This is a genomic window from Streptomyces sp. DSM 120436 (genome assembly GCF_055778765.1).
Map to the genome: position 1 here is coordinate 4,087,028 of NZ_JBSKBS010000001.1, position 23,782 is coordinate 4,110,809.

Consider the following 23,782-nt stretch of genomic DNA (forward strand, 5'->3'; position numbering starts at 1 on the left):
GGGCGCCCCGGACCGCCCCTGCCGGCTCAGCCGGCGGCGCGGGCGGCCATCCGCGCCTTGCGGGCGGCGAGCTTCTCGTCGAACTTGCGTGCCTCGGCGTCCAGCCCGCCGAGGAACACACCGAGCTCCTCCTGCGCCTTGAGGCCCTCCGGGCCCAGCCCGTCGATCTCCATGATCTTCAGGAAGCGCAGCACCGGCTGCAGCACGTCGTCGTGGTGGATGCGCAGGTTGTACACCTCGCCGATGGCCATCTGCGCGGCCGCCCGCTCGAAGCCGGGGATGCTGTGGCCGGGCATGCGGAAGTTCACCACCACGTCGCGGACCGCCTGCATCGTCAGGTCCGGGGCGATCTCGAACGCCGCCTTCAGCAGGTTCCGGTAGAACACCATGTGCAGGTTCTCGTCGGTCGCGATCCGCGCCAGCATCCGGTCGCAGACCGGGTCGCCGGACTGGTGCCCGGTGTTGCGGTGGGAGATGCGGGTGGCCAGCTCCTGGAAGGCGACGTAGGCGACCGAGTGCAGCATGGAGTGCCGGTTGTCCGACTCGAAGCCCTCGCTCATGTGCGCCATGCGGAACTGCTCGAGCTTGTCCGGGTCCACGGCGCGCGAGGCGAGCAGGTAGTCGCGCATCACGATGCCGTGCCGGCCCTCCTCCGCGGTCCAGCGGTGCACCCAGGTGCCCCAGGCGCCGTCCCGGCCGAACAGCGTGGCGATCTCGTGGTGGTAGCTGGGGAGGTTGTCCTCCGTCAGCAGGTTGACCACGAGGGCGATCCGGCCGACCTCGGTGACCTTCGACTGGCCCTTCTCCCAGGCCTCGCCGTCCTCGAAGAAGCCGGGGAAGTTGCGGCCGTCGCTCCACGGCACGTACTCGTGCGGCATCCAGTCCTTCGCGACCTTCAGGTGCCGGTCGAGTTCCTTCTCGACCACTTCCTCCAGCGCGTACAACAGCCGGGCGTCGGTCCAGACGGAGGGGCTGCCGAGGTGGGGAGGAGTGAATGTCACGGGTGGCTCCGGGGGGACGGGGACATACGGACGTGCCGGCGAGCGGTGCCGGACAACCTACGGCATCGTAGGCTACGTACCCGTAGGCTACGTACCCGTAGGCTACGTACCCGTAGGTTACGTGGCCGTAGGTTAAGGGCATCGTAAAAGCCCGTGACCAGCGGGGCCTTCGCAAGGGCCGCCCTTCGGGCGTACGGGTCCCGCGGCCACACCGACAGGCAGGGCCCGCGGATCCCGGGTTACCCGGGGTCCGCGGGACATTCCCCCGGCTTCGGCGCGCACGGGACCGCCACGGGCGCCCGGGGCCGTGCCCCGGGCACCCCGGCTCAGCCCGTGGCCCGCCGCAGATGCTCCCCGGTGAACGACCCCGGCGCCCGCAGCAGTTCGGCCGGCGTGCCCTCGAACACCACCCGGCCGCCGTCCTTCCCGCCGCCCGGACCCAGGTCGATCACCCGGTCCGCGTGCGCCACCACCTGGAGGTTGTGCTCGACCACGACCACCGTGTCGCCCGCGTCCACCAGCCGGTCCAGCAGGCCGAGCAGCCCGTCCACGTCCGCCATGTGCAGCCCGGTCGTCGGCTCGTCGAGCACGTACACCGCGCCGTCCCGGTGCAGCCGGGTGGCCAGCTTCAGCCGCTGCCGCTCCCCGCCGGACAGGGTGGACAGCGGCTGGCCCAGCGTGAGGTAGGCGAGCCCGACGTCCCGCAGGGCGCGCAGCCGCCGCCGTACGCCCGTGTCGGGGAAGAAGTCCAGGGCCTCGTCGGCGGTCATCTCCAGCACGTCGGCGACCGAACGGCCGTCGACGGTCAGCCGCAGCACCTCCTCGCCGAACCGCCGCCCCTCGCAGTCCGGGCAGGTGGTGGTCACCGGGTCCATGAACGCCAGGTCGGTGTGGAGGATGCCGCGGCCGCCGCACGCGGCGCACGCACCGGTGGAGTTGAAGCTGAACAGCCCAGGTTCCGCGCCCGTCTCCCGCGCGAAGACCTTCCGCACGATGTCCATGATCCCCAGGTACGTCGCCGGGGTGGACCGCCCGGAGATGCCGACGGACGACTGGTCGACCACCACGGCCTCGGGATGGGCGTCGGTGAGCTCGGCGACCAGACTGCTCTTCCCCGACCCCGCCACCCCGGTCACCGCGGTCAGCACCCCGGCCGGGAAGCACACGGTGACGTCCCGCAGGTTGTGCCGGCCCGCCCCCTTCACCCACAACTCACCCGTGGGCTGCCGCACTTCCGTCTTCACCGCGGTACGCCGCCCGAGGCACCGCCCCGTCAGCGTGCCCGAGGCGGCCAGCTCCCGCGGCGTCCCCTCGAACACCACCCTGCCGCCCTCGGCGCCCCCGCCCGGCCCCATGTCGACGACGTGGTCGGCCAGCGCGATGACGTCCGGGTCGTGTTCGACGACCAGCACGGTGTTGCCCTTGTCCCGCAGACGCAGCAGCAGTTCACCGAGCCGGTGCACGTCCCTCGGGTGCAGCCCGACGCTCGGCTCGTCGAAGACGTACGTCATCCCGGTCAGGCTGGAGCCCAGGTGCCGTACGGTCTTCAGCCGCTGGCCCTCGCCGCCGGAGAGCGTGGACGTCGCCCGGTCGAGGCTGAGATAGCCGAGGCCGATCCGGTCGATCCGCTCCAGCGCGGCGACGGCGGCTTCGGCGACCGGCCCGGCCACCGGGTCGTCGATCGCCCACAGCACCGGGATCAGGTCGCACACCTGCATCGCCGAGAGGTCGGCGATGTTCCGGCCGTCGATCCGGGAGGCCAGCGCCGCCTCGTTCAGCCGGGCCCCGCCGCAGTCGGGGCAGACGCCCTCGGTGAGGAACTCCCGCACCAGGTCACGGGTCTTCTGGCTCATCCCCTCCAGGTCCCGCTTCAGATAAAGCCGTTCGAAGCGGTCGGCCAGTCCCTCGTACTCGGTGGTCCAGGTGCCGCCCGTGCCGTGCACGGTGACCTTGCTGCCGGGCCGCCCCCGCATCAGGAACTCCCGCTCGGCGGCGGTGAAGTCGCGCACCGGCTTGTCCGGGTCCAGCTCGTCGCTGTTGGTGTACGCCTGCCCCTGCCAGGTGCCCGGGGCGAACGGCGGGAACCGGACCGCCCCTGCGGCGAGGGAGCGGTCCGGGTCGACGATGCGGTCCCAGTCCGGCCGTACGGTCCGGCCCAGTCCGTCGCAGCCGGGACACATGCCCGACGGGTCGTTGAACGAGTACGCGGTCGCCGGTCCCGCGCTCGGGGCGCCGTGCCGGGAGAACAGCACCCGCAGCACCGAGTGCACGTCCGTCATCGTGCCCACCGTCGACCGGGAGTGGCCGCCGACCGGCCGCTGGTCGACGACGATCACCGGCGTCAGGTGCTCCAGCGCCCGCGCGTGCGGCCGCTCGTACTTGGGCAGCCGGTTGCGGACGAACCAGGTGTACGTCTCGTTCAGCTGCCGCTGCGACTCGACCGCGATCGTGTCGAAGACGACCGACGACTTGCCCGATCCCGAAACGCCGGTGAACACGGTCAGCCGGCCCTTCGGGATGCGGAGCGAGACGTCCTTCAGGTTGTTCTCGGTGGCCCCGGTGATGAGGAGATACGCGTCCTGCTGGGTCATGCCGCCGACGCTAGGAGGAAAACCCGACAGCTTCCGGCGTGATTTCCTTCAGTTCTCCCCCTTCCACCAGCAGCCAGCGCGTGATGCCGATCGACCGCAGGAACGGCAGGTCGTGACTGGCCACGACCAGCGCCCCCTCGAACGACTCCAGCGCCGTGGTGAGCTGCCGGACGCTTGCCATGTCCAGGTTGTTGGTCGGTTCGTCCAGCATCAGCAGCTGCGGCGCGGGCTCCGCCAGCATCAGCGCGGCCAGGGCCGCCCGGAAGCGCTCCCCGCCGGACAGCGTGTCCGCCCGCTGGTCGGCGCGGGCGCCCCGGAACAGGAAGCGGGCCAGCCGCGCCCGGATCCGGTTGTTGGTGGCGCCCGGCGCGAACCGCGCCACGTTCTCCGCCACCGTCAGCTCCGGGTCCAGGACGTCGAGCCGCTGCGGCAGGAACCGCAGCGGGACGTGCGCCGTCGCCTCGCCCGACACCGGGGCCAGCTCCCCGGCGACCGTGCGCAGCAGCGTCGTCTTCCCGGCGCCGTTGCGCCCGATCAGCGCCACCCGCTCCGGGCCCCGCAGGTCGAGACCCTTCACCCGGGCGCCGTACGCCGGCTCCAGATCCACCAGGGTGAGGACCTGGCGCCCCGGCGGCACGGCGGTGAACGGCAGGTCGACGCGGATCTCGTCGTCGTCCCGCACCGCCTCCACCGCGTCGTCGAGCCGCTCCTTGGCCTCGGCGAGCTTCTCCTCGTGCATGACGCGGTGCTTGCCGGCGGAGACCTGCGCCTGGCGTTTGCGCTCGCCCATGACGACCTTGGGCTCGCGCTTGGTGTCCCACATCTTCTGGCCGTAGCGCTTGCGGCGGGCCAGCTTGACCTGCGCGTCGGCCAGCTCGCGCTTCTGCTTGCGCAGGTCGGCCTCGGCGACGCGCACCATGCGCTCCGCCGCCTCCTGCTCCACGGCCAGAGCCTCCTCGTACGCGGTGAGGTTGCCGCCGTACCAGGTGATCCCGCCCGCGCGCAGATCCGCGATCTGGTCGACCAGGTCGAGCAGTTCCCGGTCGTGGCTCACCACGATCAGGACGCCCTGCCAGCTCTCGACGGCCGCGTACAGCCGTCTGCGGGCGTACAGGTCGAGGTTGTTGGTGGGTTCGTCGAGCAGCAGCACGTCCGGACGGCGCAGCAGCAGCGCGGCCAGCCGCAGCATCACCGACTCGCCGCCCGACACCTCGCCGACGGTGCGGTCCAGGCCGATGTGCCCGAGGCCCAACTCGCCGAGCGTGGCCCGGGCGCGCTCCTCGACGTCCCAGTCGTCGCCGACCGTCTCGAAGTGCTCCTCGGCCACGTCGCCCGCCTCGATGGCGTGCAGCGCGGCCCGCTTCCCGGCGATGCCGAGCGCCTCGTCGACCCGCAGCGCGGTGTCCAGCGTGACGGTCTGCGGCAGCCGGCCCACCTCGCCGGACACCCGGACGGAGCCGTCCGTGGGGGTGAGCTCCCCGGCGATCAGCTTGAGCAGGGTCGACTTGCCCGAGCCGTTGAGGCCGACGAGACCGGTGCGGCCGGGGCCGAAGGCCGCGTCGAGGTCCTCGAAGACGACCGTGCCGTCGGGCCAGGTGAAGGAGAGGGAGTGACAGGTGAGTGAAGCTGACATGCGGGCCTCCGCGGTTGCTGAGGGGGATCAGGGGCACACGCGTATCGAGACACCGCGGGAGGACGACCGGCAGCCGGGGAGGAATCCGGGGCATGAGAAAAGCCCTGTTGCGGAGGGACCGCAAGGACGGCTCGAACGCCGAGGTCGGACGCGGCGCACACACCTGACCGGTGTGAGGCGGTGTCTCAGAACCTCAGACGAGCAACGTCCTTCTCCCATCGACGGCAACAGAACCGACGACGACGCTACGCGCGGCCGCACCGGCCGTCAACGCGATTTACGGACACCTTCGGACCCCGTGTCCCCGCACCGAGGAGGCCCCGTGCCCGACGGCCCGCTCTCCCTGCCGGCCCGCCTGTGCCTGCTGGCCTGGGACACCGACCCCACCCGGGCCGCCCCCGTGGTGCGGGCCGGCGCCCTGGCCGACCTCGCACGGCGCGGCCTGCTGGTCGACGACGACGGCATCGTCACCCCGCGCGACCTCGACTCCCGCACCGGCGACCCGGCCCTGGACGGGCTGCTGGAGCTGGTCAGCGAGTCCTTCCCGCACGGCTGGCGCACCTGGGTGACGCTGCACGCCCGGCACACCCTGGACGCGGTCCGCGAGCACCTGGTGGCCGAGGGCGTGCTGCGGGCCGAGAAGCACCGGGTGCTCGGCGTGTTCCCGTCCGTGGACCACGTCCTGGCCGACACCGCCCGTGCGGACGCCCTGCGCGCCGAAGCACGCAGCGTCCTGTCCGGCTCCGCCGCTCCCGGGGACGTCTCCGAGACGACCGCGACGGTCCTCATCCTCGCCACGGCCGCCGGCCTTCCGGTCACCGCCTCGGGCACGCCCCCCGTCCTGTCGGCGAGCCCCGGATTCTCCGCCGTCCTCCGCGAACTCGAGACGGCCCTGCGGGACGCGGCCCCTGCGCCGGCGCTGCCCGAGGGGCGCTGAGGCGCGGCTGACGACGAACGGCCGGGCACCCCGCGTCACCCGGGGTGCCCGGCCGTTCGTTCGTGACCCGCGCTGCGCGGGGCGCGCCGCCCCGCGGACGTCCTCAGGCGTCCCGCATCAGTTCCGCGAGGTCGTGGTCGAGGTCGAGGTGGAGGTGTTCGAAGCCGGTCGGGACGATCTCGCTCGTCGCGGCCAGGAAGCGGCGCAGCTCGCCGGAGCGGACGTGGACCACGGCCGTGCCCTCCGGGGCGTGGAACTCCAGCACCGTGCGGTCGTAGCCGTACGGACGCACCCGTACGTCGCCGTGGCCCTCGGGGGCCTCCATGCCCGCGGCGAGCAGGTCGCGGGCGAACGTCCAGCACACGTCGACGCCTTCGAGGGTGGCGGGCGCGGGGAAGGTCATGCGGACGGCGAACGGATCGTCGCCGTCGTAGTGCAGCGTGGCGGGGATGTCGGCCATCCGCGGCGCGGCGGCGACCAGGCGGGCCTCTACGGGCTGCTCGATGACGGTGGACAACGCCTTGCTCCCTCGTGACGGCTGGGCGGGCTTCCGGGCGGATCGTGTCGGTCGGCTACCGGAAGAGACGCTGGAAGCGGCCATTCCGTGCGCATGGAGAGCGAGTGACCTCTGTCACCGCCTTCATGCACCCGAGTGACACGTCTCTCCTCCCGTCCGCCGCGGGCCACTTGGGCGCCCCCGGACGGTGTCCGGGCGGGGCGGCCCCGCGGCGGGCGGACCCGGCGGACCGCCGGCACCGGCTCGTACGACACACCGACCGCACGTCCGACGGGAACTGCCGCGCGGGGGAGGAGGGGCGGGTCGCCCGACCGGAGCGGCGACGTGGACGTCGGCCCTACATCCCGCCGGCCGGGGTACCCGACCGCCGTACGCGGCCGAGCGCTCGCCGAGCGCGGGAGAACGCGGGAGAACGCGAGAGAAAGGGAGCGGGCATGCCACGCGGTTCCAGCCCCAAGCGGGAGCGTCAGTACGAGCACATCAAGGAGAGCGCGGAGGACCGGGGCGAGAGCACCGGGCGCGCCAAGGAGATCGCCGCCCGGACGGTGAACAAGGAACGGGCCCGGTCCGGCGAGTCGAAGACCGCCAGCAAGACGTCGACGCAGGACATGTCCTCCGGCAAGCGCGGCGGCCAGCGGTCCGGCAAGGGCTCCCAGGGGCCGACCCGCGACCAGCTCTACGAAGAGGCCAAGAAGCGGAACATCGAGGGCCGTTCGAGCATGAACAAGGGGCAGCTCCAGCGGGCGCTCGGCAAGTGAGCGCGCCTCCGCGCGGAGCCGCGGGCCGGGAGGCCCCCTCCGCGCGGAGCGCCCCGCCCCGTAGGCTCGGGGCACCATGACGACCGTACGCACACCGGCCGGCCGGCCCGCCACCGAGGAAGAGGCCCGCGCGGTGCAGGACGCGCTCCGCGCGAAGGTGGTGCTCGGCGAACCGGGGCCGCCGCCCGGCACCGGCCACGTCACCGGCGTCGACGTGGCCTACGACGACGAGCGGGACGTGGTCGCCGCCGCGGCCGTCGTCCTCGACGCGGGGACGCTGGAGGTCGTCGCCGAGTCCACGGCCGTCGGCCGGATCTCCTTCCCGTACGTTCCCGGACTGCTGGCGTTCCGCGAGATCCCCACCGTGCTGGCCGCCCTCCAGGCCCTGCCCTGCGAGCCCGGCCTGGTGGTCTGCGACGGCTACGGCATCGCCCACCCCCGCCGCTTCGGCCTCGCCAGCCACCTCGGCGTCCTCACCGGCCTCCCCACGATCGGCGTGGCCAAGAACCCCTTCACCTTCACCTACGACGAACCCGCCGCCCCGCGCGGCAGCACCTCCCCCCTCCTCGCCGGCCACGAGGAGGTCGGCCGCGCGCTGCGCACCCGGGACGCCGTGAAACCGGTGTTCGTGTCGGTGGGCCACCGGGTGAGCCTGGACAACGCCTGCGCCCACACGCTCGCCCTGGCCCCCGCCTACCGCCTGCCCGAGACCACCCGCAGAGCGGACGCCCTGTGCCGGCGCGCCCTCCGCGAGGCCGCGCCGGCACTCACGGCGGACTGAGTACGCGTACGGATGCCCGAACGGCCGCCCGACGGCAGGGTGTTCGACATGTCGACGCACCGCACCACCCGCCCCCGCCGCACCCCCGTACGCCCCACCGGCCGAGCCGTCACGCTGGGCCTCGGCCTGGCGGTCCTGGCGGGCCTGGGCTGGGTGGCGGGAATGATCTACACCCTGATCACTTGGCCGCTCTGACCCGGGCGCGTGCGGTGCTCGCCCAGGCGCGGCGACCCGTAGACCGCCCCGACGTGCCGCTCCCCAGCGGTCGACGGCCCCGCCGGTGGCCGGCGGTCCTGACGGTCCGCCGGAGCGAAAGGGCGCCCGCCCGGCCGTCGAACGCACTGCCGCTCTGACCCGGGCGCGTGCGGTGCTCGCCCAGGCGCGGCGACCCGTAGACCGCCCCGACGTGCCGCTCCCCAGCGGTCGACGGCCCCGCCGGTGGCCGGCGGTCCTGGCGGCCCGCCGGAGCGAAAGGGCGCCCGCCCGGCCGTCGAACGCACTGCCGCTCTGACCCGGGCGCGTGCGGTGCTCGCCCAGGCGCGGCGACCCGTAGACCGCCCCGACGTGCCGCTCCCCAGCGGTCGACGGCCCCGCCGGTGGCCGGCGGTCCTGACGGTCCGCCGGAGCGAAAGGGCGCCCGCCCGGCCGTCGAACGCACTGCCGACGGACGCCGGCCACCGCCCGCCGCCCTCGGCGGGAGCGCCGCACGCCTGCGTGATCCGCCCGCGGCCTCTGGCCGGCCCGCCGGTCTCAGCAGCCCACCGCTCACCTCCCCGGAAGGCCGCGAGCCCCGGCGGGCAGCCCGCCGACGCACGTCGGCCCCCGCTGCCTGCCACGCTCCCCGGCCGCCCGCCGGGCACTCCTCAGCGAACCGCCGCCACCCGGAACCGGATCCCCGCCTCCTGAAGGCGGGAGATCAGTACATCCCCCATCGCCACCGCCGTCGTGACCTGGCCCGACGTCGGAGGCAGGTCGTCGAGGGCCAGGCACAGCGCGCTCTCGGCGAGCATCTTCGCCGTCTCGTCGTAGCCCGGGTCGCCGCCCGAGACCTCCGTGTAGACCCGGCGGCCGCCGCCCTCGCCGACGAAGCGGACCGTGAACCAGCTGCGGGCCCGCTTCTCGGGGCTCGGGCCGTCACCCGGCGCGAGGCGGGCGGACAGGGCGCGGCGCAGCGGCGGGACCTGGGCCGCCGCGACCAGCGTGCCGGCCGCGGCCACGCCGCCCAGGGCGACCGGTAGACTGCGCACCGCGGCGTAGTGGCGGTAGCGGAAGTCCGGTCCGTACCGGGCCAGCGCCTTCGCCGAGCGGCGCACGATCTGGCCGTCGATGGTCGGCAGGGGCAGCGCCCAGGCGTCCACCTCCGGCGCGTAACGCGGGGCGCCCGTCGGGGCGGAGGCGCGGCGGCCCACCAGCCGGGGCTCGTGGCGCCGGCGGTCCCGTGCGGCGGCGCGCAGCCTGCCGGGGCGGGCGAACTGGTTCAGCGCCGAGGCGAACGTGCCGCCCGAGAAGGCCGCGTCGGCGGTGACGTACCCGTCGACGGTCAGCGGCACGTCCTCCGGCAGCTGCCGCACCGTGAAGTACGCGCCCAGGTCGGGCGGCACCGAGTCGAAGCCGCAGGCGTGCACCAGCCGCGCCCCGGTCTCCCGCGCGCGGGCGTCGTGCCGGACGTACATCAGGTCCACGAACTCCGGCTCGCCCGTCAGGTCGACGTAGTCCGCCCCGGTGTCCGCGCAGGCGGCGACGAGTCCCTCGCCGTACTCCACGTAGGGCCCCACGGTGGTGGCGACCACGCGCGCCTGCTCGGCGAGGGCGCGCAGCGTGGCCGGCTCGGACACGTCCGCCCGCAGCACGCCCGCCCTCTCGCCGCCGGGCAGCCGCTCCCGCAGCTCCTCGAGTTTCCGTTCGCTGCGTCCCGCGACCGCCCAGCGCAGGCCTTCCGGCGCGTGGGCGGCCAGGTACTCCGCGGTCAGCGCCCCGGCGAAGCCGGTGGCTCCGAAGAGCACGATGTCGTACGGACGGTCCGTCCTGTTCAGCCTGCTCATGACACCCCTTGGTCGTGCAGCCGCGCCGCTGTCGGTGGCCGAGGCTAGCGTGAGGGGTGCGGAGCCCGACGACGAGCCCGGAGGAAAACGATGGCCGTGCCGCGGAACGCCCTGAGGAAGCGGGAGAAAGTGCGCGGCCGGGCCCTGCGCCTGCCGGGCGCCGACGAGGATCACCCCTGGGGCGAGACGGTCGCCGAGGCCGGCCGGGAGGTGTTCGTCTTCCTGGGAGCCGACGACGGAAGTCACCCGCTCGGGGTGACCGGGAAGCTGACGGACGAGTGCCCGGGCGCCGAGCCCGCCGGGTACGGCCCGGGCCGGGTCCGCGCCCCGCGGGCACCCCGGCGGCCGCGGGACGCGCGGACGGCGGAGCTGGGGGCCCGCTGAGGCGGCCGGACCGGGGGCGGCTCCGGAGGCCGCCGCCGTAGAGTGGCCAAGCGCTTGCTCGCCCGCCCTTGTGCCCGGTGGGCGGTGTTCCTAACATCACAGGTGTTACACCAGAAGTGTCACAGTCGATGGGGGTTCGATGACGGAGGCGACGGCGCCGGACCACGGCCCGCTCACCGGCGTGCGCGTGGTCGAGCTGGCCGGCATCGGCCCCGGACCGTTCGCCGCCATGCTCCTCGCCGACCTGGGCGCCGACGTGGTACGCGTCGACCGTCCCGGCGGCCCCGGACTCGGCATCGACCCCGCCCGGGACGTCACCAACCGCAACAAGCGCTCCGTGGTCGTCGACCTCAAGGCTCCCGGCGGCGCCGACCGCGTCCTCGGCCTCGCCGAGCGCGCCGACATCCTGATCGAGGGCTACCGCCCCGGTGTCGCCGAGCGCCTCGGCGTCGGCCCCGAGGACTGCCGGGCCCGCAACCCGCGCCTGGTCTACGGCCGGATGACCGGCTGGGGCCAGGACGGCCCCCTCGCCGACCGCGCCGGACACGACATCGGCTACATCGCCGTCACCGGCGCCCTCGGCATGACCGGCGAACCCGGCCGGGCCCCGGCCGCCCCCGCCAACCTCCTCGGCGACTACGCGGGCGGCTCCCTGTACCTGGTGGTGGGCGTCCTCGCCGCCCTCCACCACGCCCGCGCCACCGGCGCCGGACAGGTCGTCGACGCCGCCGTCGTGGACGGCACCGCCCACCTCACCTCGATGATCCACGGCATGCTCGCCGCCGGCGTCTGGCAGGACCGCCGCGGCGCCAACCTCCTCGACGGCGGCTGCCCCTACTACGGCACCTACGAGACGGCCGACGGCGGACACATGGCCGTCGGCGCCCTGGAGCCGCGGTTCTACGCCGAGTTCCTGCGCCTGCTGGACCTGGAGGACCTTGCCGGGGCGCACGGCGACGTCACCCGCTGGCCGGAGCTGCGCGCCCGGGTCGCCGGGCGGTTCGCCTCCCGCACCCGCGACGCGTGGACGGCCGTCTTCGAGGGCACCGACGCGTGCGTGGCGCCGGTGCTGTCGCTGCGCGAGGCCCCGCGCCACCCGCACCTCGCCGCCCGCGCCACCTTCACCGACCACGCGGGCATCACCCAGCCCGCACCCGCGCCGCGGTTCTCCGCGACGCCCGCCACCGTCCGCACCGGGCCCGCCCGGCCGGGCGCCGACACCGAGGACGTGGCCCGCGACTGGGACGTGCCCGGCCTGGTGTCCCCGCCCTCGAACCCCCAGCGAAAGGCCTCCTCGTGAGCACCGAAGCGTATGTGTACGACGCGATCCGCACCCCGCGCGGGCGCGGCAAGGCGAACGGCGCCCTGCACGGCACCAAGCCCATCGACCTGGTCGTCGGGCTGATCCACGAGATCCGCGCCCGCTTCCCCGGGCTCGACCCGGCCGCCGTCGACGACATCGTGCTCGGCGTCGTCGGGCCGGTCGGCGACCAGGGCTCCGACATCGCCCGGATCGCCGCCATCGCCGCGGGCCTGCCGGACACGGTGGCCGGCGTGCAGGAGAACCGCTTCTGCGCCTCCGGGCTCGAAGCGGTCAACATGGCCGCGATGAAGGTCCGTTCGGGCTGGGAGGACCTGGTCCTCGCGGGCGGCGTGGAGTCCATGTCCCGTGTGCCCATGGCCTCCGACGGCGGCGCCTGGTTCAACGACCCGATGACCAACCTCGAGGTCAACTTCGTGCCGCAGGGCATCGGCGCCGACCTCATCGCCACCATCGAGGGCTTCTCCCGGCGGGACGTCGACGAGTACGCCGCCCTCTCCCAGGAGCGCGCCGCCACGGCGTGGAAGGAGGGCCGCTTCGGGCGGTCCGTCGTCCCGGTGAGGGACCGCAGCGGTCTGGTCGTCCTCGACCACGACGAGCACCTGCGCCCCGGCACCACCGCCGAGTCCCTCGCGAAGCTCAAGCCGTCCTTCGCGGACATCGGTGAGCTGGGTGGCTTCGACGCGGTGGCGCTGCAGGAGTACCACTGGGTGGAGAAGATCGACCACGTCCACCACGCGGGCAACTCCTCCGGCATCGTCGACGGCGCCGCGCTGGTCGCCGTCGGCTCCAGGGAGGTCGGCGAGCGCCACGGCCTGACCCCGCGCGCCCGGATCGTCTCCGCGGCCGTCTCCGGCTCCGAGCCGACCATCATGCTCACCGGCCCCGCGCCGGCCACCCGCAAGGCGCTCGCCAAGGCCGGGCTGACCGTCGACGACATCGACCTGGTCGAGATCAACGAGGCGTTCGCCGCGGTGGTGCTGCGGTTCGTGAAGGACATGGGCCTGTCGCTGGACAAGGTCAACGTCAACGGCGGCGCCATCGCGCTCGGCCACCCGCTCGGCGCGACCGGAGCGATGATCCTCGGCACCCTCGTCGACGAGCTGGAGCGCCGCGACCTGCGCTACGGGCTCGCCACGCTCTGCGTCGGCGGCGGCATGGGCATCGCCACCATCGTCGAGCGCGTCTGACCCCCTCCCGACGGATCACCTGGAGCACACCCCCATGAGCAGCGAGTCCACCACCATCCGCTGGGAGCAGGACGACACCGGCGTCGTCACCCTCGTCCTCGACGACCCCCACCAGTCCGCGAACACCGTGAACAAGGCGTTCCGCGACTCCTTCGCCGCGATCACCGACCGCCTGGAGGCGGAGAAGGACTCGATCCGCGGCGTCATCCTCACCTCCGCCAAGAAGACCTTCTTCGCCGGCGGCGACCTGCGCGACCTGATCCGGGTCACCCCCGACACCGCCCGGGACCTGTTCGACGGCGGCCTGGCCTTCAAGCGCCAGCTCCGCCGCATGGAGACCCTCGGCAAGCCCGTCGTCGCCGCCATCAACGGCGCCGCCCTCGGCGGCGGCTACGAGATCGCCCTGGCCTGCCACCACCGCGTCGCCCTGGACGCCCCCGGCTCCAAGATCGGCTGCCCCGAGGTCACCTTGGGCCTGCTGCCCGGAGGCGGCGGCGTGGTCCGCACCGTGCGCCTGCTCGGCATCACCGACGCGCTGCTGAAGGTGCTCCTCCAGGGCACCCAGTACAGCCCGCGCCGCGCCCTGGAGAACGGCCTGGTCGACGAGGTCGCCGAGACCCGCGAGGAGATGCTCGCCAAGGCCCGCGCCTTCATCGACGCCCACCCCGAGTCCGCGCAGCCCTGGGACCGGCCCGGCTACCGCATCCCCGGCGGCACCCCGTCGCACCCGAAGTTCGCCGCCCACCTGCCCGCCTTCCCGGCCAACCTGCGCAAGCAGACCGGCGGCGCCCCCTACCCGGCCCCGCGCAACATCATGGCCGCCGCCGTCGAGGGCGCCCAGGTCGACTTCGAGACCGCCCAGGTGATCGAGGCCCGCTACTTCGTGGAGCTGGCCGCGGGACAGACGTCGAAGAACATGATCCAGGCGTTCTTCTTCGACCTCCAGGCGGTCAACTCCGGCGCCGGCCGCCCCAAGGACGTCCCGGCCCGCCAGGTCACCAAGGTCGCCGTCCTCGGCGCCGGCATGATGGGCGCCGGCATCGCCTACTCCTGCGCCCGCGCCGGCATCGACGTCGTCCTCAAGGACGTCTCCCCCGAGGCCGCGCTCAAGGGCAAGGGCTACTCCGAGAAGCTGTGCGCCAAGGCCGTCGCCAAGGGCCGCACCACGCGGGAGAAGGCCGACGCGCTGCTCGCGCGGATCACGCCCACCGCCGAGGTGTCCGACCTGGCCGGCTGCGACGCGGTCATCGAGGCCGTCTTCGAGGACACCTCCCTCAAGCACAAGGTGTTCCAGGAGGTGCAGCACGTCGTCGCGCCCGACGCGCTGCTGTGCTCCAACACCTCCACCCTGCCCATCACCGCACTCGCCGAGGGCGTCGAGCGGCAGGAGGACTTCATCGGGCTGCACTTCTTCTCGCCCGTCGACAAGATGCCCCTCGTGGAGATCATCAAGGGCGCGCGCACCGGCGACGAGGCCCTGGCCCGCGCCTTCGACCTGGTGCGGCAGATCCGCAAGACCCCGATCGTGGTCAACGACTCCCGCGGCTTCTTCACCTCCCGCGTCATCGGCCACTTCATCAACGAGGGCGTGGCGATGGTCGGCGAGGGCATCGAGCCCGCGTCGGTCGAGCAGGCGGCGGCCCAGGCGGGCTACCCGGCCAAGGTGCTCTCCCTGATGGACGAGCTCACCCTCACCCTGCCGCGGAAGATCCGCCGCGAGACGCAGCGGGCCGTCGAGGAGGCGGGCGGTGCCTGGACCCCGCACCCGGCCGACGCGGTCGTGGACCGCATGGTCGACGAGTTCGGCCGCACCGGACGCTCCGGCGGCGCCGGCTTCTACGACTACGACGAGAACGGCAGGCGCGGCCCGCTGTGGCCGGGGCTGCGCGAACACTTCACCAAGCCGGGGCACACCATCCCGTTCCGCGACATGCAGGAGCGGATGCTGTTCTCCGAGGCGCTGGACACCGTCCGGCTGCTGGAGGAGGGCGTGCTGACGTCCGTCGCCGACGCCAACATCGGCTCCATCCTCGGCATCGGCTTCCCCGGCTGGACCGGCGGCGTCCTGCAGTACGTCAACGGCTACGACGGCGGTCTGCCCGGCTTCGTGGCCCGCGCCCGGGAACTCGCCGAGCGCTACGGCGAGCGGTTCACCCCGCCCGCCCTGCTCGTGGAGAAGGCGGAGAGGGGCGAGGTCTTCACCGACGCCCGCTGATGTGGACGTGGCTCGGCGAGAGGCGGCTCAGTCCTCCTCGTCGAGCCACTCCCGCAGCTCCTCCCTCAGCGACCGCTGGAACGTGGTGAGCAGCGCCTGCACCACCAGCGGATGCATCCGGGCGGACAGGGACCGCACGTCGCGCGAGTCCTGGTCCGCCACCGCGTCGCGCAGCAGCCGCGACAGCTCACGGGCGGCGGCGCGGGAGTGCTCGGTGAGGACCGCGCGGGCGGCCAGCACCGACTCGTGCGACAGCGGCACGTCCAGCAGTTCCACCCCGAGCCGCAGCAGCCCGGCGTCCACCCGGAAGACCTCGTCGTCCGGGCCGGCGCCGGGCTCGCCGGCCCGCTCCACGACGTCCATCGCCGCGAGCCGCCCCAGCTCCTCCTCGCCCAGCGCGCGCCCCGCCCGGCGCTCCAGCTCCGCCCGGGACACCGCCTCCACCGTGCCCGGCGCCCAGGAGGCGACCACCGCCCGCTGCACGGCCAGGTCGCGCACGCTCAGGTCCGGCGGCAGCTGCGCCAGATAGCGTTCGATCGCGGCCAGGGTCATGCCGCGGCTCTGCAGCTCCTCGATCAGCTCCAGCCGCGCCAGATGCTCCCGGCCGTAGCGGCCGACCCGCCGGGGACCGAGCACCGGGGGCGGCAGCAGGCCCTTCGTGCCGTAGAAGCGGACCGTGCGCACGGTCACCCCGGCCCGGGCCGCCAGTTCGTCGATGGTCAGGGCCTCGGTCTCGGTCGTCATGTGCAGCAGTATCGCTGTCCCACCGGTGCTGTGACACCTCCGCTGTCAGATCGGCCCGCGAGACGCGGTCCGGTGTGAGGGGACCCGCCGTGTGACGCGGTCCATCGCGTATGCCCCCGCACATCGGAAAAGGTGCCCCGTCGGTCCGTGCCGTGATCACTTCGCGCCGGCCGGCAGCGTGTCGGACAGCCGGGCGCGATCCGCCCGGGCGCACCGGAGAGCGGAACCACGCGTGAGCGGGGACGCCGTCACCGCGGCAACGGCCGCACCACCCCTTGCGGCCGAGACCCCCGCGGACGCGGGCGACGCCGGTCGCGACAGGTCCTCAAGGCCCGCCACGTCAGCGTGATCGCCCTCGGCGGCGCGATCGGCACCGGCCTCTTCCTGCGCTCCATGGCGGCGGCGGGCTCCGCGCCGGAGTTCACCGCCCGCATGAACCGCAGCCAGGCCCCCACGGCGGCATCCTGCCGGCCTGCGTGTGCGTGCTCGGCGTCGGCCTCAGCCTCCTCGTGCCGGCCCGGGCCTTCGGGATCGTGCTGAACGTCGCCCCCCTCGGCATCATCAGCGCCTGGGTGATCCTCATGATCCGCCACCTGGTGTTCGTCCGCCGCGCCCGCGCGGGCCTCGTCACCCGGCCGTCCTTCCGGCTGCCCGGCAGCCCCGTCACAGAGATCGTCACCATCGCCTTCCCGGCGCCCGCCCTCGTGCTGACGGGGAACGGCCCCGAGATGGGCCGCAAGCCGCTGCTGCTCGTCCCCCCGATCGTCGTGACACTGGTCACCGGCTGGTACGGCGGGGTCCGCCGCGAGGCCGGGGCCGGGCGGTGCATCACCGGCGGCACCGTCGGCGGCGGCCGGTACGGTGCCGCCATGACCGAGATCACGTACCTGCGGGGTGACGCCACCGTTCCGTCGGTGAAGGGCGTCAAGATCATCGCCCACGTGTGCAACGACGTCGGCGGCTGGGGCAAGGGCTTCGTCCTCGCCCTGTCCCGCCGCTGGCCCGGGCCGGAGGCGGCGTACCGCGCCTGGCACCGCGGCCGTGCCGCGAACGACTTCGGCCTGGGCGCGGTGCAGCTCGTCCAGGTCGAGCGGTACGTGTGGGTGGCCAACATGATCGGCCAGCGCGGCGTCCGCACCGGCAGCAAGGGCGTCCCGGTCCGCTACGAGGCCATCGACACGGCCCTGGACCGCCTCGCCGGGCACGCCCTCGGACTCGGCGCGTCGGTCCACATGCCCCGCATCGGCTGCGGCCTCGCCGGCGGCAGGTGGTCGCGCGTCGAGCCGCTCGTGGAGCAGCGCCTGGTGCGGCGGGGGACACCGGTCACGGTCTACGACCACGACTGACGCCTCCGCGCCCCACGCGTCGTCAGGTGCCCTCTTCTGCGCGCGAGTTCACCGATGTACCGTCCGGCGCATGCCGATACGCACGCGCCCCACGACCTGGAGAACGCTCGCGACGGCGGCCACCGCCGCCCTGACGGCCACCCTGCTCACCACCCCCGCCGCGGCGGACGCCGCCCCCGGGGAGAGCCGCCCCGTCCACTCCTACGCCGACGCCATTCGCGAGGCCGTCTGGGTGGACACCGGCCTCGACGAGGACCGCGACGGACGCACCGACCGGGTCGCCGTCGACATCGTCCGGCCCCGCGAGGCCGACCGCAGGGGCCGCAAGGTCCCCGTCATCATGGACGCCAGCCCGTACTACTCCTGCTGCGGGCGGGGCAACGAGAGCCAGACCAAGACCTACGACGGACACGGCGACATCGCGCGGATGCCGCTGTTCTACGACAACTACTTCGTGCCGCGCGGCTACGCCGTCGTCGGCGTCGACCTCGCCGGGACCAGCCGCTCCGACGGCTGCGTCGACGTCGGCGGCCGCTCCGACATCCAGTCGGCCAAGGCGGTCGTGGACTGGCTGAACGGCCGCGCCAAGGCCTACACCGGCCGTACCGGCGGCGAACGGGTCCGCGCCGACTGGACCGACGGCAGCACCGGCATGATCGGCAAGAGCTGGGACGGCACCATCGCCAACGGCGTCGCCGCCACCGGCGTCAAGGGGCTGAAGACCATCGTCCCGATCGCCGCCATCTCCACCTGGTACGACTACTACTTCTCCCAGGGCGCCCCGCTCTACGGCTCCGGCCCCGACCGGCTCGCCCGCCACGTGCAGACGCCCGAGGCCCGCGAGAACTGCGCGGAGGTCGCCCAAAAGCTCGTCGACGGCGCCCCGCGCACCGGCGACCGCACCCCGCTGTGGACCGAACGCGACTACGTGCGCGCCGCGAAGAAGGTCCGCGCCAGCGTCTTCCTGGTGCACGGCATGCAGGACCTCAACGTGCGCATGCAGCACGTCGGCCCCTGGTGGGACGCGCTCGGCAGGAACGGCGTGCGGCGCAAGATCTGGCTGTCGCAGACCGGCCACGTCGACCCGTTCGACTTCCGCCGCGCCGCGTGGGTGCGCACCCTGCACCGCTGGTTCGACCACGAACTCCTCGGCATCGACAACGGCATCGACCGCGAACCCGTCGCCGACATCGAGCGCGCCCCCGACGAATGGGTCACCGCCACCGCCTGGCCCCCGCGCGGCACGCACACCGCGACGCTGCGGCCCGCCCGCGGCGCCCAGGAGGGCGTCGGCACGCTCGGCCTGCGCCCGGACCGGTCCACCGCCGCCTTCACCGACGACCCGGAGCTGAGCGAGGCCGACTGGGCCGCCCGGATCGACACCCCGACCCCGGAGAAGGCCGGCTTCGTCACCCGCCCGCTCACCCGCGACCTGCGCCTGGCCGGCTCCTCCCGGGTCACCGTCACCGTCACGCCCAGCACCCCGACGGCGCACCTGTCCGCCGTCCTGGCCGACCTCGGCCCCGGCACGATCCGTGACTACGCCGACGCCGGGGAAGGCATCGTCACCCTGCCGGAGCGCACCTGCTGGGGACCGAGCACCGAGGACGACAGCTCCTGCTACCGGGAGACCAGCGCCAAGACCGCCGACGTCGGCCACACCGTCGTCAGCCGCGGCTGGGCCGACCTCGGCGAGCACGCCGGCACCGGCCGGGGCGAACCGCTCGTCCCCGGCAAGCGCTACACCCTCACCCTCGACCTGGCCGCCACCGACCACGTCGTGCCCCGCGGCCACCGGCTCGCGCTGATCGTCGCCGGCACCGACCGCGGCCTGATCGACCCGCCGGCCGACACCCCGACGCTCACCCTCGACCTGGCCCGCACCTCTGCCCGGGTCCCCTTCGTCGGCGGCGCCGCCGCGTTCGCCCGCGCCACGTCCGGACCGCCCGTCGAGGCACCGCACACCGCCCCGGACGGCGTCCGTCCGCCCGCCGCCCACCGAGTCCCGGGGGACACCCGATGACACGCGCAGCGCTCCTCACCGCCACCGCCCTCGCGGCCCTCGCCGCCTCACTGGTCACCGCCCCCGCCGCCGGGGCGCACGACACCGGCGCCCCGCCGCGCACCGGCTTCGAACAGAGCCACGGCGCCCGGTGGACCACCGAGTCCGAGGAACAGCGTTTCCTCGACGCCGTCGACCGCGCGAGCGACCGCGTCCGCGTCACCCGGATCGGCACCACCGCGCAGAACCGCCCGCTGCGGCTCGTCCGCACGGGCGCGAGCCACGCGCCCCACAAGGTCCTGCTGGTGTGCAGCCAGCACGGCGACGAGCCCGCGGGCCGCGAGGCGTGCCTCACCGCGATCCGCGACCTGGCGTACGCCGAGGACCGCACGACGCGGCGCTTCCTCCGGCACACCACGGTGCTCGCCGTCCCCACCGCCAACCCCGACGGCCGCGCCGCCGGCACCCGGGGCAACGGCGACGGCGTCGACGTCAACCGCGACCACGTCGCCCTGAAGACCGCCGAGGGCCGCGCCCTGGCCGCCGTCATCCGCGACGAGCGGCCCGACGTGATCTACGACCTGCACGAGTACGGCGCCACCCCGCCGTACTACGACAAGGACCTGTTCGACCTGTGGCCGCGCAACCTCAACACCCGTCCCGCCGTCCACGACGCCGCCCGGTCCCTGTCGCAGGACCACGTCCGCCCCGCGGCCGGTGCCGCCGGCCACACCACCGGCACCTACGGCATCTGGACCGACCCCGTCACCGGTGACCCGATCCGGCAGACCGCCGGCGACGGCCAGGAACGCATCCTGCGCAACATGTCCGGCGTCAAGCACGGCGTCGGCCTGCTCATCGAGAGCCGCGTCGACCCCCTCACCGACGCCGAGAAGGCCGACGAGGCGCTCAACAACCGGCGCAGGGTGACCTCCCACCTCGCCGCGCTGGACGGCCTGATCCGTTTCTCCGCCGGCCACCGCGCGCAGGTGGAGGCGGTCACCGCCCGGGCCCGTGCCGCGGGGTACGCGGACCGCGGCCCGGTGTACCTCGGCGGCGCCGACAACGAGACGCCCGAACCGTCCGAGGTGCTCGTCGACCCGCCGTGCGGCTACCGTCTCACCGCAGGTCAGTACGCGGACGTGGGCGACGAGTTGGCCCTGCACGGCGTACGGGTCCGGCGGGACGGCGACGGGGTGCTCGTACCGCTGCGGCAGCCGCTGCGGGCGCTCGTCCCGCTCCTCCTGGACGGTCGCGCCACGTACCACCTGACCGAGGGGGAGGCACTCACGTCCTGCTGATGAGGTGAGTTTTGCGCCAACGGTGGTAAGGGCCTATCGGGAGGAGGGCTCTCCGCCCGATGGACCCGGACGAAAGGTTTCACCCGTGGCGCAGGACGACCAGAGCGACAAGGACCCCACGGCAGGCCCGCTGCCCGGCTCCGAAGCGGGCCTGCCCGGCCGGGGCAGGCCCCGCACCGACCGGGTGGTGTTCGGCGTCACCGCCGTGCTCACCCTGGCCTTCGTCCTGTGGGGAGCCGTCTGGACGGACTCGCTGGAGAACGTCTCCACCGATCTGCTGAGCGGACTGATGCACAACGGCGGCTGGGGCTTCATGCTGACCGCCTCCGGCTTCGTGGTGTTCGCCCTGTGGCTGGCCGCCAGCCGGTACGGCCGCATCAGGCTCGGAGCCGAGGGCGAGGAGCCGGAGTTCCGCACGGTGTCCTGGATCGCCATGATGTTCAGCGCCGGCATGGGCATCGGCCTGATGTTCTGGGGCGTGAGCGAGCCCCTCGCGCACTACGACACGCCGCCGCCCGGGACCAGCCCGCAGGACTCCGGCGACCGCATGTCGACGGCCATGGCCACCACGCTGTTCCACTGGACGCTCCACCCGTGGGCCATCTACGCGGTGGTCGGCCTCGCCATCGCCTACAGCACCTTCCGGCGTCGCCGCCGGCAGACCGTCAGCGCCGTCTTCACCCCGCTCATCGGCGAGAAGAACGCCAACGGCACCGGCGGCCGGGTCATCGACGTGCTCGCCATCATCGCGACCGTCTTCGGCTCGGCGGCCTCCCTGGGCCTCGGCGCGCTGCAGATCGGCTCCGGTGTGGAGAAGCTCGGCTGGATGGACGAGGTCGGCACCGGCCTGCTGGTCTCCGTCATCGCCGTGCTGACCGTGGCGTTCGTGGCGTCCGCGGTGTCCGGCGTGGAGAAGGGCATCCAGTGGCTGTCCAACACCAACATGGTGCTGGCGCTGCTCCTCGCCGTGTTCGTGTTCGTCGCGGGCCCGACCGTGGTCATCCTGGACCTGCTGCCGACCTCGGTCTTCGCGTACCTCGGCGAGCTGCCGGACCTGGCCGGCCGCACCGAGATCAGCGGCGGCGAGGGCGTCGCCGACTGGCTGGGCAGCTGGACCGTCTTCTACTGGGCGTGGTGGATCTCCTGGACGCCGTTCGTCGGCATGTTCATCGCCCGCATCAGCCGCGGCCGGACGATCCGTCAGTTCATCGGCGGCGTCATCCTCGTGCCCAGCGCGGTCAGCCTGGTCTGGTTCGCCGTCTTCGGCGGTTCGGCGATGCGCCTCCAGGAGCAGAACCGCCTCGGCGACGACACCACGCCCGAGGGCAGGCTGTTCGCCGTGCTGCAGGAGTACCCGATCGCCACCGCCACCAGCCTGCTGGTGATGGTCCTCGTGGGCATCTTCTTCGTCTCGGGCGCCGACGCGGCCTCGGTCGTGATGGGCACCCTGTCGCAGAAGGGCTCCCTGGAGCCGAGCCGCTGGGCCGTGGTCTTCTGGGGTGTGGTGACCGGGGCCGTGGCGGCCATCATGCTGCTGGTCGGCAGCGGTCAGGGCGACGCCCTGACCGGTCTGCAGAACCTCACCATCCTCGCCGCCGCGCCGTTCGTGGTCGTGATGCTCTTCATGTGCGTGGCGCTCATGCGCGACCTGCGCCGCGACCCGCTCGTCGTCCGCGACAAGATGGCCAGCGAGGCGGTCGAACTCGCGGTCATCGAGGGCCACACCAAGTACGACGGCGAGTTCGAGCTGCGGGTCGGACCCGGCCGCGGCCCGGACGTCGAGGGCGACCCCATCGGCAAGCACTGACCCGCCCGCGCGGGGCGGGCCGGCACGCGCCCGCCCCGCGCCTCACCCGGTGGCCAGCTCCGCCGCCCGCCGCGCGCACCCCCAGGCCACGGTGACGCCCGCGCCGCCGTGGCCGTAGTTGTGCACCAGCACCCGCCCGTCGGGCAGCCGGGTGCGCTCCAGACGGACGGCGTCCCGCGCCGGACGCAGACCCACCCGGTGCTCCAGCACGCGGGCGCCCGCGATCTCCGGGCGCAGCGCCGCGCACCGCCGCACGATCGCCCGGGCCACCGCCGGGTCGGGACGCACGGACCACACGTCCTCCTCGGCCGTGCCGCCCAGCAGCAGCCGCCCCGGCTGCGGGAAGAAGTACGCCATCGACCCGTCCGCCCCCTCGGTGACCATCCAGGTGCGGATCCCCGGGTTCTCCACGACGACCAACTGCCCCCGCACCGGCCGCACCGACGGGTCCGGCACCAGCTCCCGCGCCGCCAGACCCGTGCAGTTGACCACCACCGGCGCGCCGGCCTCCGCGAGATCCGCCACCGCACGCGTCTCGACGGTGCCGCCCGCCGCCGTCAACCGCTGTCGCAGGTACGGCAGATGAGCCGGCATGTCGATGAGCGGCAGCCGCGCCCACACCCCCCGGCCACCCGGGTGCTCCGCCTCCGTCACCGGACGCAGCCCCGGCAGCCGCGCGGCGGCCCACGCGCCGACCTCGTCCATCGGCGTCTCGCCCAGCACCCCCTCGGCCATCCGTACGCCCGTGGCCTCCGGCCGCAGCGCCAGCTCCTCGTACACGTCGAGCGACTCCAGCGCCCACGCCCGCGCCGACTCCGGCGGGTCGATGCGGTACGGCCACCACAGGGCGCCCGCGACCGCCGAGGTGGTCGCCCCGACCGGGTCCCGCGTCCACAGCCGCACCCGTACGCCCCGCTCGGCGAGGACCACCGCCGTGGTCAGCCCGACCACGCCACCGCCGACCACCACGACACCGCCGTCCGCTTCGCTTCCCATCCGGCGGACGGTAGCGGATGCCCGCTCGGGTGCGGTCCCGGGTGGGAGTGCTCACGGCCTGTCCGCCGAGCACGCGGCCTTCGGCCCGGCGCCGGCACCGCGTCCGGCTGGACCCGCCGGCGGCGAAGGGGGAGGCCTGCCTCGTGGCCCGCCCCGCCGGAACGGCGCCGGCCACCGCCGTGCCACCCGGGCCCCGGGGGACCTCCGGCACACGCC

Annotated in this window: 19 protein-coding genes and 1 pseudogene; 13 read left to right on the plus strand and 7 right to left on the minus strand. The window is 74.0% G+C overall.

Translation table 11 applies throughout. From position 1 onward, the window contains the following. Window positions 1-26 precede the first annotated feature (26 nt). The 3 genes from ACWH4W_RS18120 to ACWH4W_RS18130 form a co-directional block, all read right to left on the minus strand. On the minus strand, window positions 27-1,001 hold the full coding sequence (locus ACWH4W_RS18120) for an acyl-ACP desaturase (RefSeq protein ID WP_473076761.1): 975 nt from the start codon (window positions 999-1,001) through the stop codon (window positions 27-29). Between the two features lie 326 nt (window positions 1,002-1,327). Beyond that, a complete protein-coding gene (locus ACWH4W_RS18125) occupies window positions 1,328-3,592 on the minus strand; it encodes an ATP-binding cassette domain-containing protein (RefSeq protein WP_473076762.1) in 2,265 nt (754 codons plus the stop codon). Window positions 3,593-3,602: 10 nt separating this feature from the next. Continuing rightward, on the minus strand, window positions 3,603-5,225 hold the full coding sequence (locus ACWH4W_RS18130) for an ABC-F family ATP-binding cassette domain-containing protein (protein ID WP_473076763.1): 1,623 nt from the start codon (window positions 5,223-5,225) through the stop codon (window positions 3,603-3,605). Between the two features lie 322 nt (window positions 5,226-5,547). On the opposite strand from ACWH4W_RS18130, the gene ACWH4W_RS18135 reads away from it, so the two are divergent. Then, a complete protein-coding gene (locus ACWH4W_RS18135; RefSeq protein ID WP_473076764.1) occupies window positions 5,548-6,162 on the plus strand; it encodes a GOLPH3/VPS74 family protein in 615 nt (204 codons plus the stop codon). 103 nt (window positions 6,163-6,265) lie between these two features. Here the strand turns inward: ACWH4W_RS18135 and ssgD are convergent, their stop codons facing one another. After that, entirely contained in the window at window positions 6,266-6,679 is a 414-nt protein-coding gene (gene ssgD / locus ACWH4W_RS18140) for a spore wall synthesis regulator SsgD (protein WP_473076765.1), read from the minus strand. 434 nt (window positions 6,680-7,113) lie between these two features. Here ssgD and ACWH4W_RS18145 point away from each other — a divergent pair, with 434 nt between their 5' ends. From ACWH4W_RS18145 to mmpA, 3 genes are all read left to right on the plus strand, one after another. Next, on the plus strand, window positions 7,114-7,437 hold the full coding sequence (locus ACWH4W_RS18145) for a plasmid stabilization protein (RefSeq protein WP_473076766.1): 324 nt from the start codon (window positions 7,114-7,116) through the stop codon (window positions 7,435-7,437). A gap of 76 nt (window positions 7,438-7,513) precedes the next feature. Beyond that, a complete protein-coding gene (locus ACWH4W_RS18150) occupies window positions 7,514-8,218 on the plus strand; it encodes an endonuclease V (protein ID WP_473076767.1) in 705 nt (234 codons plus the stop codon). 48 nt (window positions 8,219-8,266) lie between these two features. Further along, window positions 8,267-8,413, plus strand: coding sequence for a morphogenic membrane protein MmpA (mmpA, locus tag ACWH4W_RS18155; protein WP_473076768.1), 147 nt, complete (start codon window positions 8,267-8,269; stop codon window positions 8,411-8,413). A 668-nt stretch (window positions 8,414-9,081) separates the two neighbouring features. On the opposite strand, the gene ACWH4W_RS18160 is transcribed toward mmpA, so the two are convergent. Then, a complete protein-coding gene (locus tag ACWH4W_RS18160) occupies window positions 9,082-10,260 on the minus strand; it encodes a saccharopine dehydrogenase family protein (protein ID WP_473076769.1) in 1,179 nt (392 codons plus the stop codon). A gap of 90 nt (window positions 10,261-10,350) precedes the next feature. Between ACWH4W_RS18160 and ACWH4W_RS18165 the strand changes: the two genes are divergently transcribed. From ACWH4W_RS18165 to ACWH4W_RS18180, 4 genes are all read left to right on the plus strand, one after another. Then, on the plus strand, window positions 10,351-10,644 hold the full coding sequence (locus tag ACWH4W_RS18165; RefSeq protein ID WP_473076770.1) for an MmcQ/YjbR family DNA-binding protein: 294 nt from the start codon (window positions 10,351-10,353) through the stop codon (window positions 10,642-10,644). Window positions 10,645-10,783: 139 nt separating this feature from the next. After that, complete coding sequence (locus tag ACWH4W_RS18170) at window positions 10,784-11,944, plus strand: CaiB/BaiF CoA transferase family protein (protein WP_473076771.1); 1,161 nt, start codon at window positions 10,784-10,786, stop codon at window positions 11,942-11,944. Further along, window positions 11,941-13,155: an acetyl-CoA C-acetyltransferase gene (locus tag ACWH4W_RS18175; protein WP_473076772.1), complete on the plus strand. Its 1,215-nt coding sequence runs from the start codon at window positions 11,941-11,943 to the stop codon at window positions 13,153-13,155. Before ACWH4W_RS18170 ends, ACWH4W_RS18175 begins: the two co-directional genes overlap by 4 nt. A gap of 34 nt (window positions 13,156-13,189) precedes the next feature. After that, window positions 13,190-15,370, plus strand: a complete 2,181-nt coding sequence (locus ACWH4W_RS18180; protein WP_473076773.1) for a 3-hydroxyacyl-CoA dehydrogenase NAD-binding domain-containing protein — start codon at window positions 13,190-13,192, stop codon at window positions 15,368-15,370. Window positions 15,371-15,397: 27 nt separating this feature from the next. On the opposite strand, the gene ACWH4W_RS18185 is transcribed toward ACWH4W_RS18180, so the two are convergent. Continuing rightward, window positions 15,398-16,114, minus strand: coding sequence for a MerR family transcriptional regulator (locus ACWH4W_RS18185; protein ID WP_473076774.1), 717 nt, complete (start codon window positions 16,112-16,114; stop codon window positions 15,398-15,400). 360 nt (window positions 16,115-16,474) lie between these two features. On the opposite strand from ACWH4W_RS18185, the pseudogene ACWH4W_RS18190 reads away from it, so the two are divergent. From ACWH4W_RS18190 to ACWH4W_RS18210, 5 genes and pseudogenes are all read left to right on the plus strand, one after another. After that, window positions 16,475-16,926 (plus strand): annotated as a pseudogene (locus ACWH4W_RS18190) (amino acid permease); the annotation flags it as partial. A gap of 57 nt (window positions 16,927-16,983) precedes the next feature. Continuing rightward, window positions 16,984-17,460 carry a macro domain-containing protein gene (locus tag ACWH4W_RS18195; protein ID WP_473077537.1) on the plus strand — a complete coding sequence of 159 codons (477 nt, stop codon included), beginning with the start codon at window positions 16,984-16,986 and terminating at the stop codon, window positions 17,458-17,460. A 70-nt stretch (window positions 17,461-17,530) separates the two neighbouring features. Further along, window positions 17,531-19,483 carry a Xaa-Pro dipeptidyl-peptidase gene (locus ACWH4W_RS18200; protein ID WP_473076775.1) on the plus strand — a complete coding sequence of 651 codons (1,953 nt, stop codon included), beginning with the start codon at window positions 17,531-17,533 and terminating at the stop codon, window positions 19,481-19,483. Beyond that, window positions 19,480-20,763 carry a M14 family metallopeptidase gene (locus ACWH4W_RS18205; protein ID WP_473076776.1) on the plus strand — a complete coding sequence of 428 codons (1,284 nt, stop codon included), beginning with the start codon at window positions 19,480-19,482 and terminating at the stop codon, window positions 20,761-20,763. The genes ACWH4W_RS18200 and ACWH4W_RS18205 overlap by 4 nt, the downstream gene beginning before the upstream one ends. Window positions 20,764-20,848: 85 nt before the next feature. Next, the gene (locus tag ACWH4W_RS18210; protein ID WP_473076777.1) at window positions 20,849-22,570 is read left to right on the plus strand and encodes a BCCT family transporter; all 1,722 of its coding nucleotides are present in this window, start codon (window positions 20,849-20,851) and stop codon (window positions 22,568-22,570) included. Window positions 22,571-22,612: 42 nt separating this feature from the next. Here the strand turns inward: ACWH4W_RS18210 and ACWH4W_RS18215 are convergent, their stop codons facing one another. After that, window positions 22,613-23,566: an FAD-dependent oxidoreductase gene (locus ACWH4W_RS18215; protein ID WP_473076778.1), complete on the minus strand. Its 954-nt coding sequence runs from the start codon at window positions 23,564-23,566 to the stop codon at window positions 22,613-22,615. Window positions 23,567-23,782: the final 216 nt, after the last annotated feature.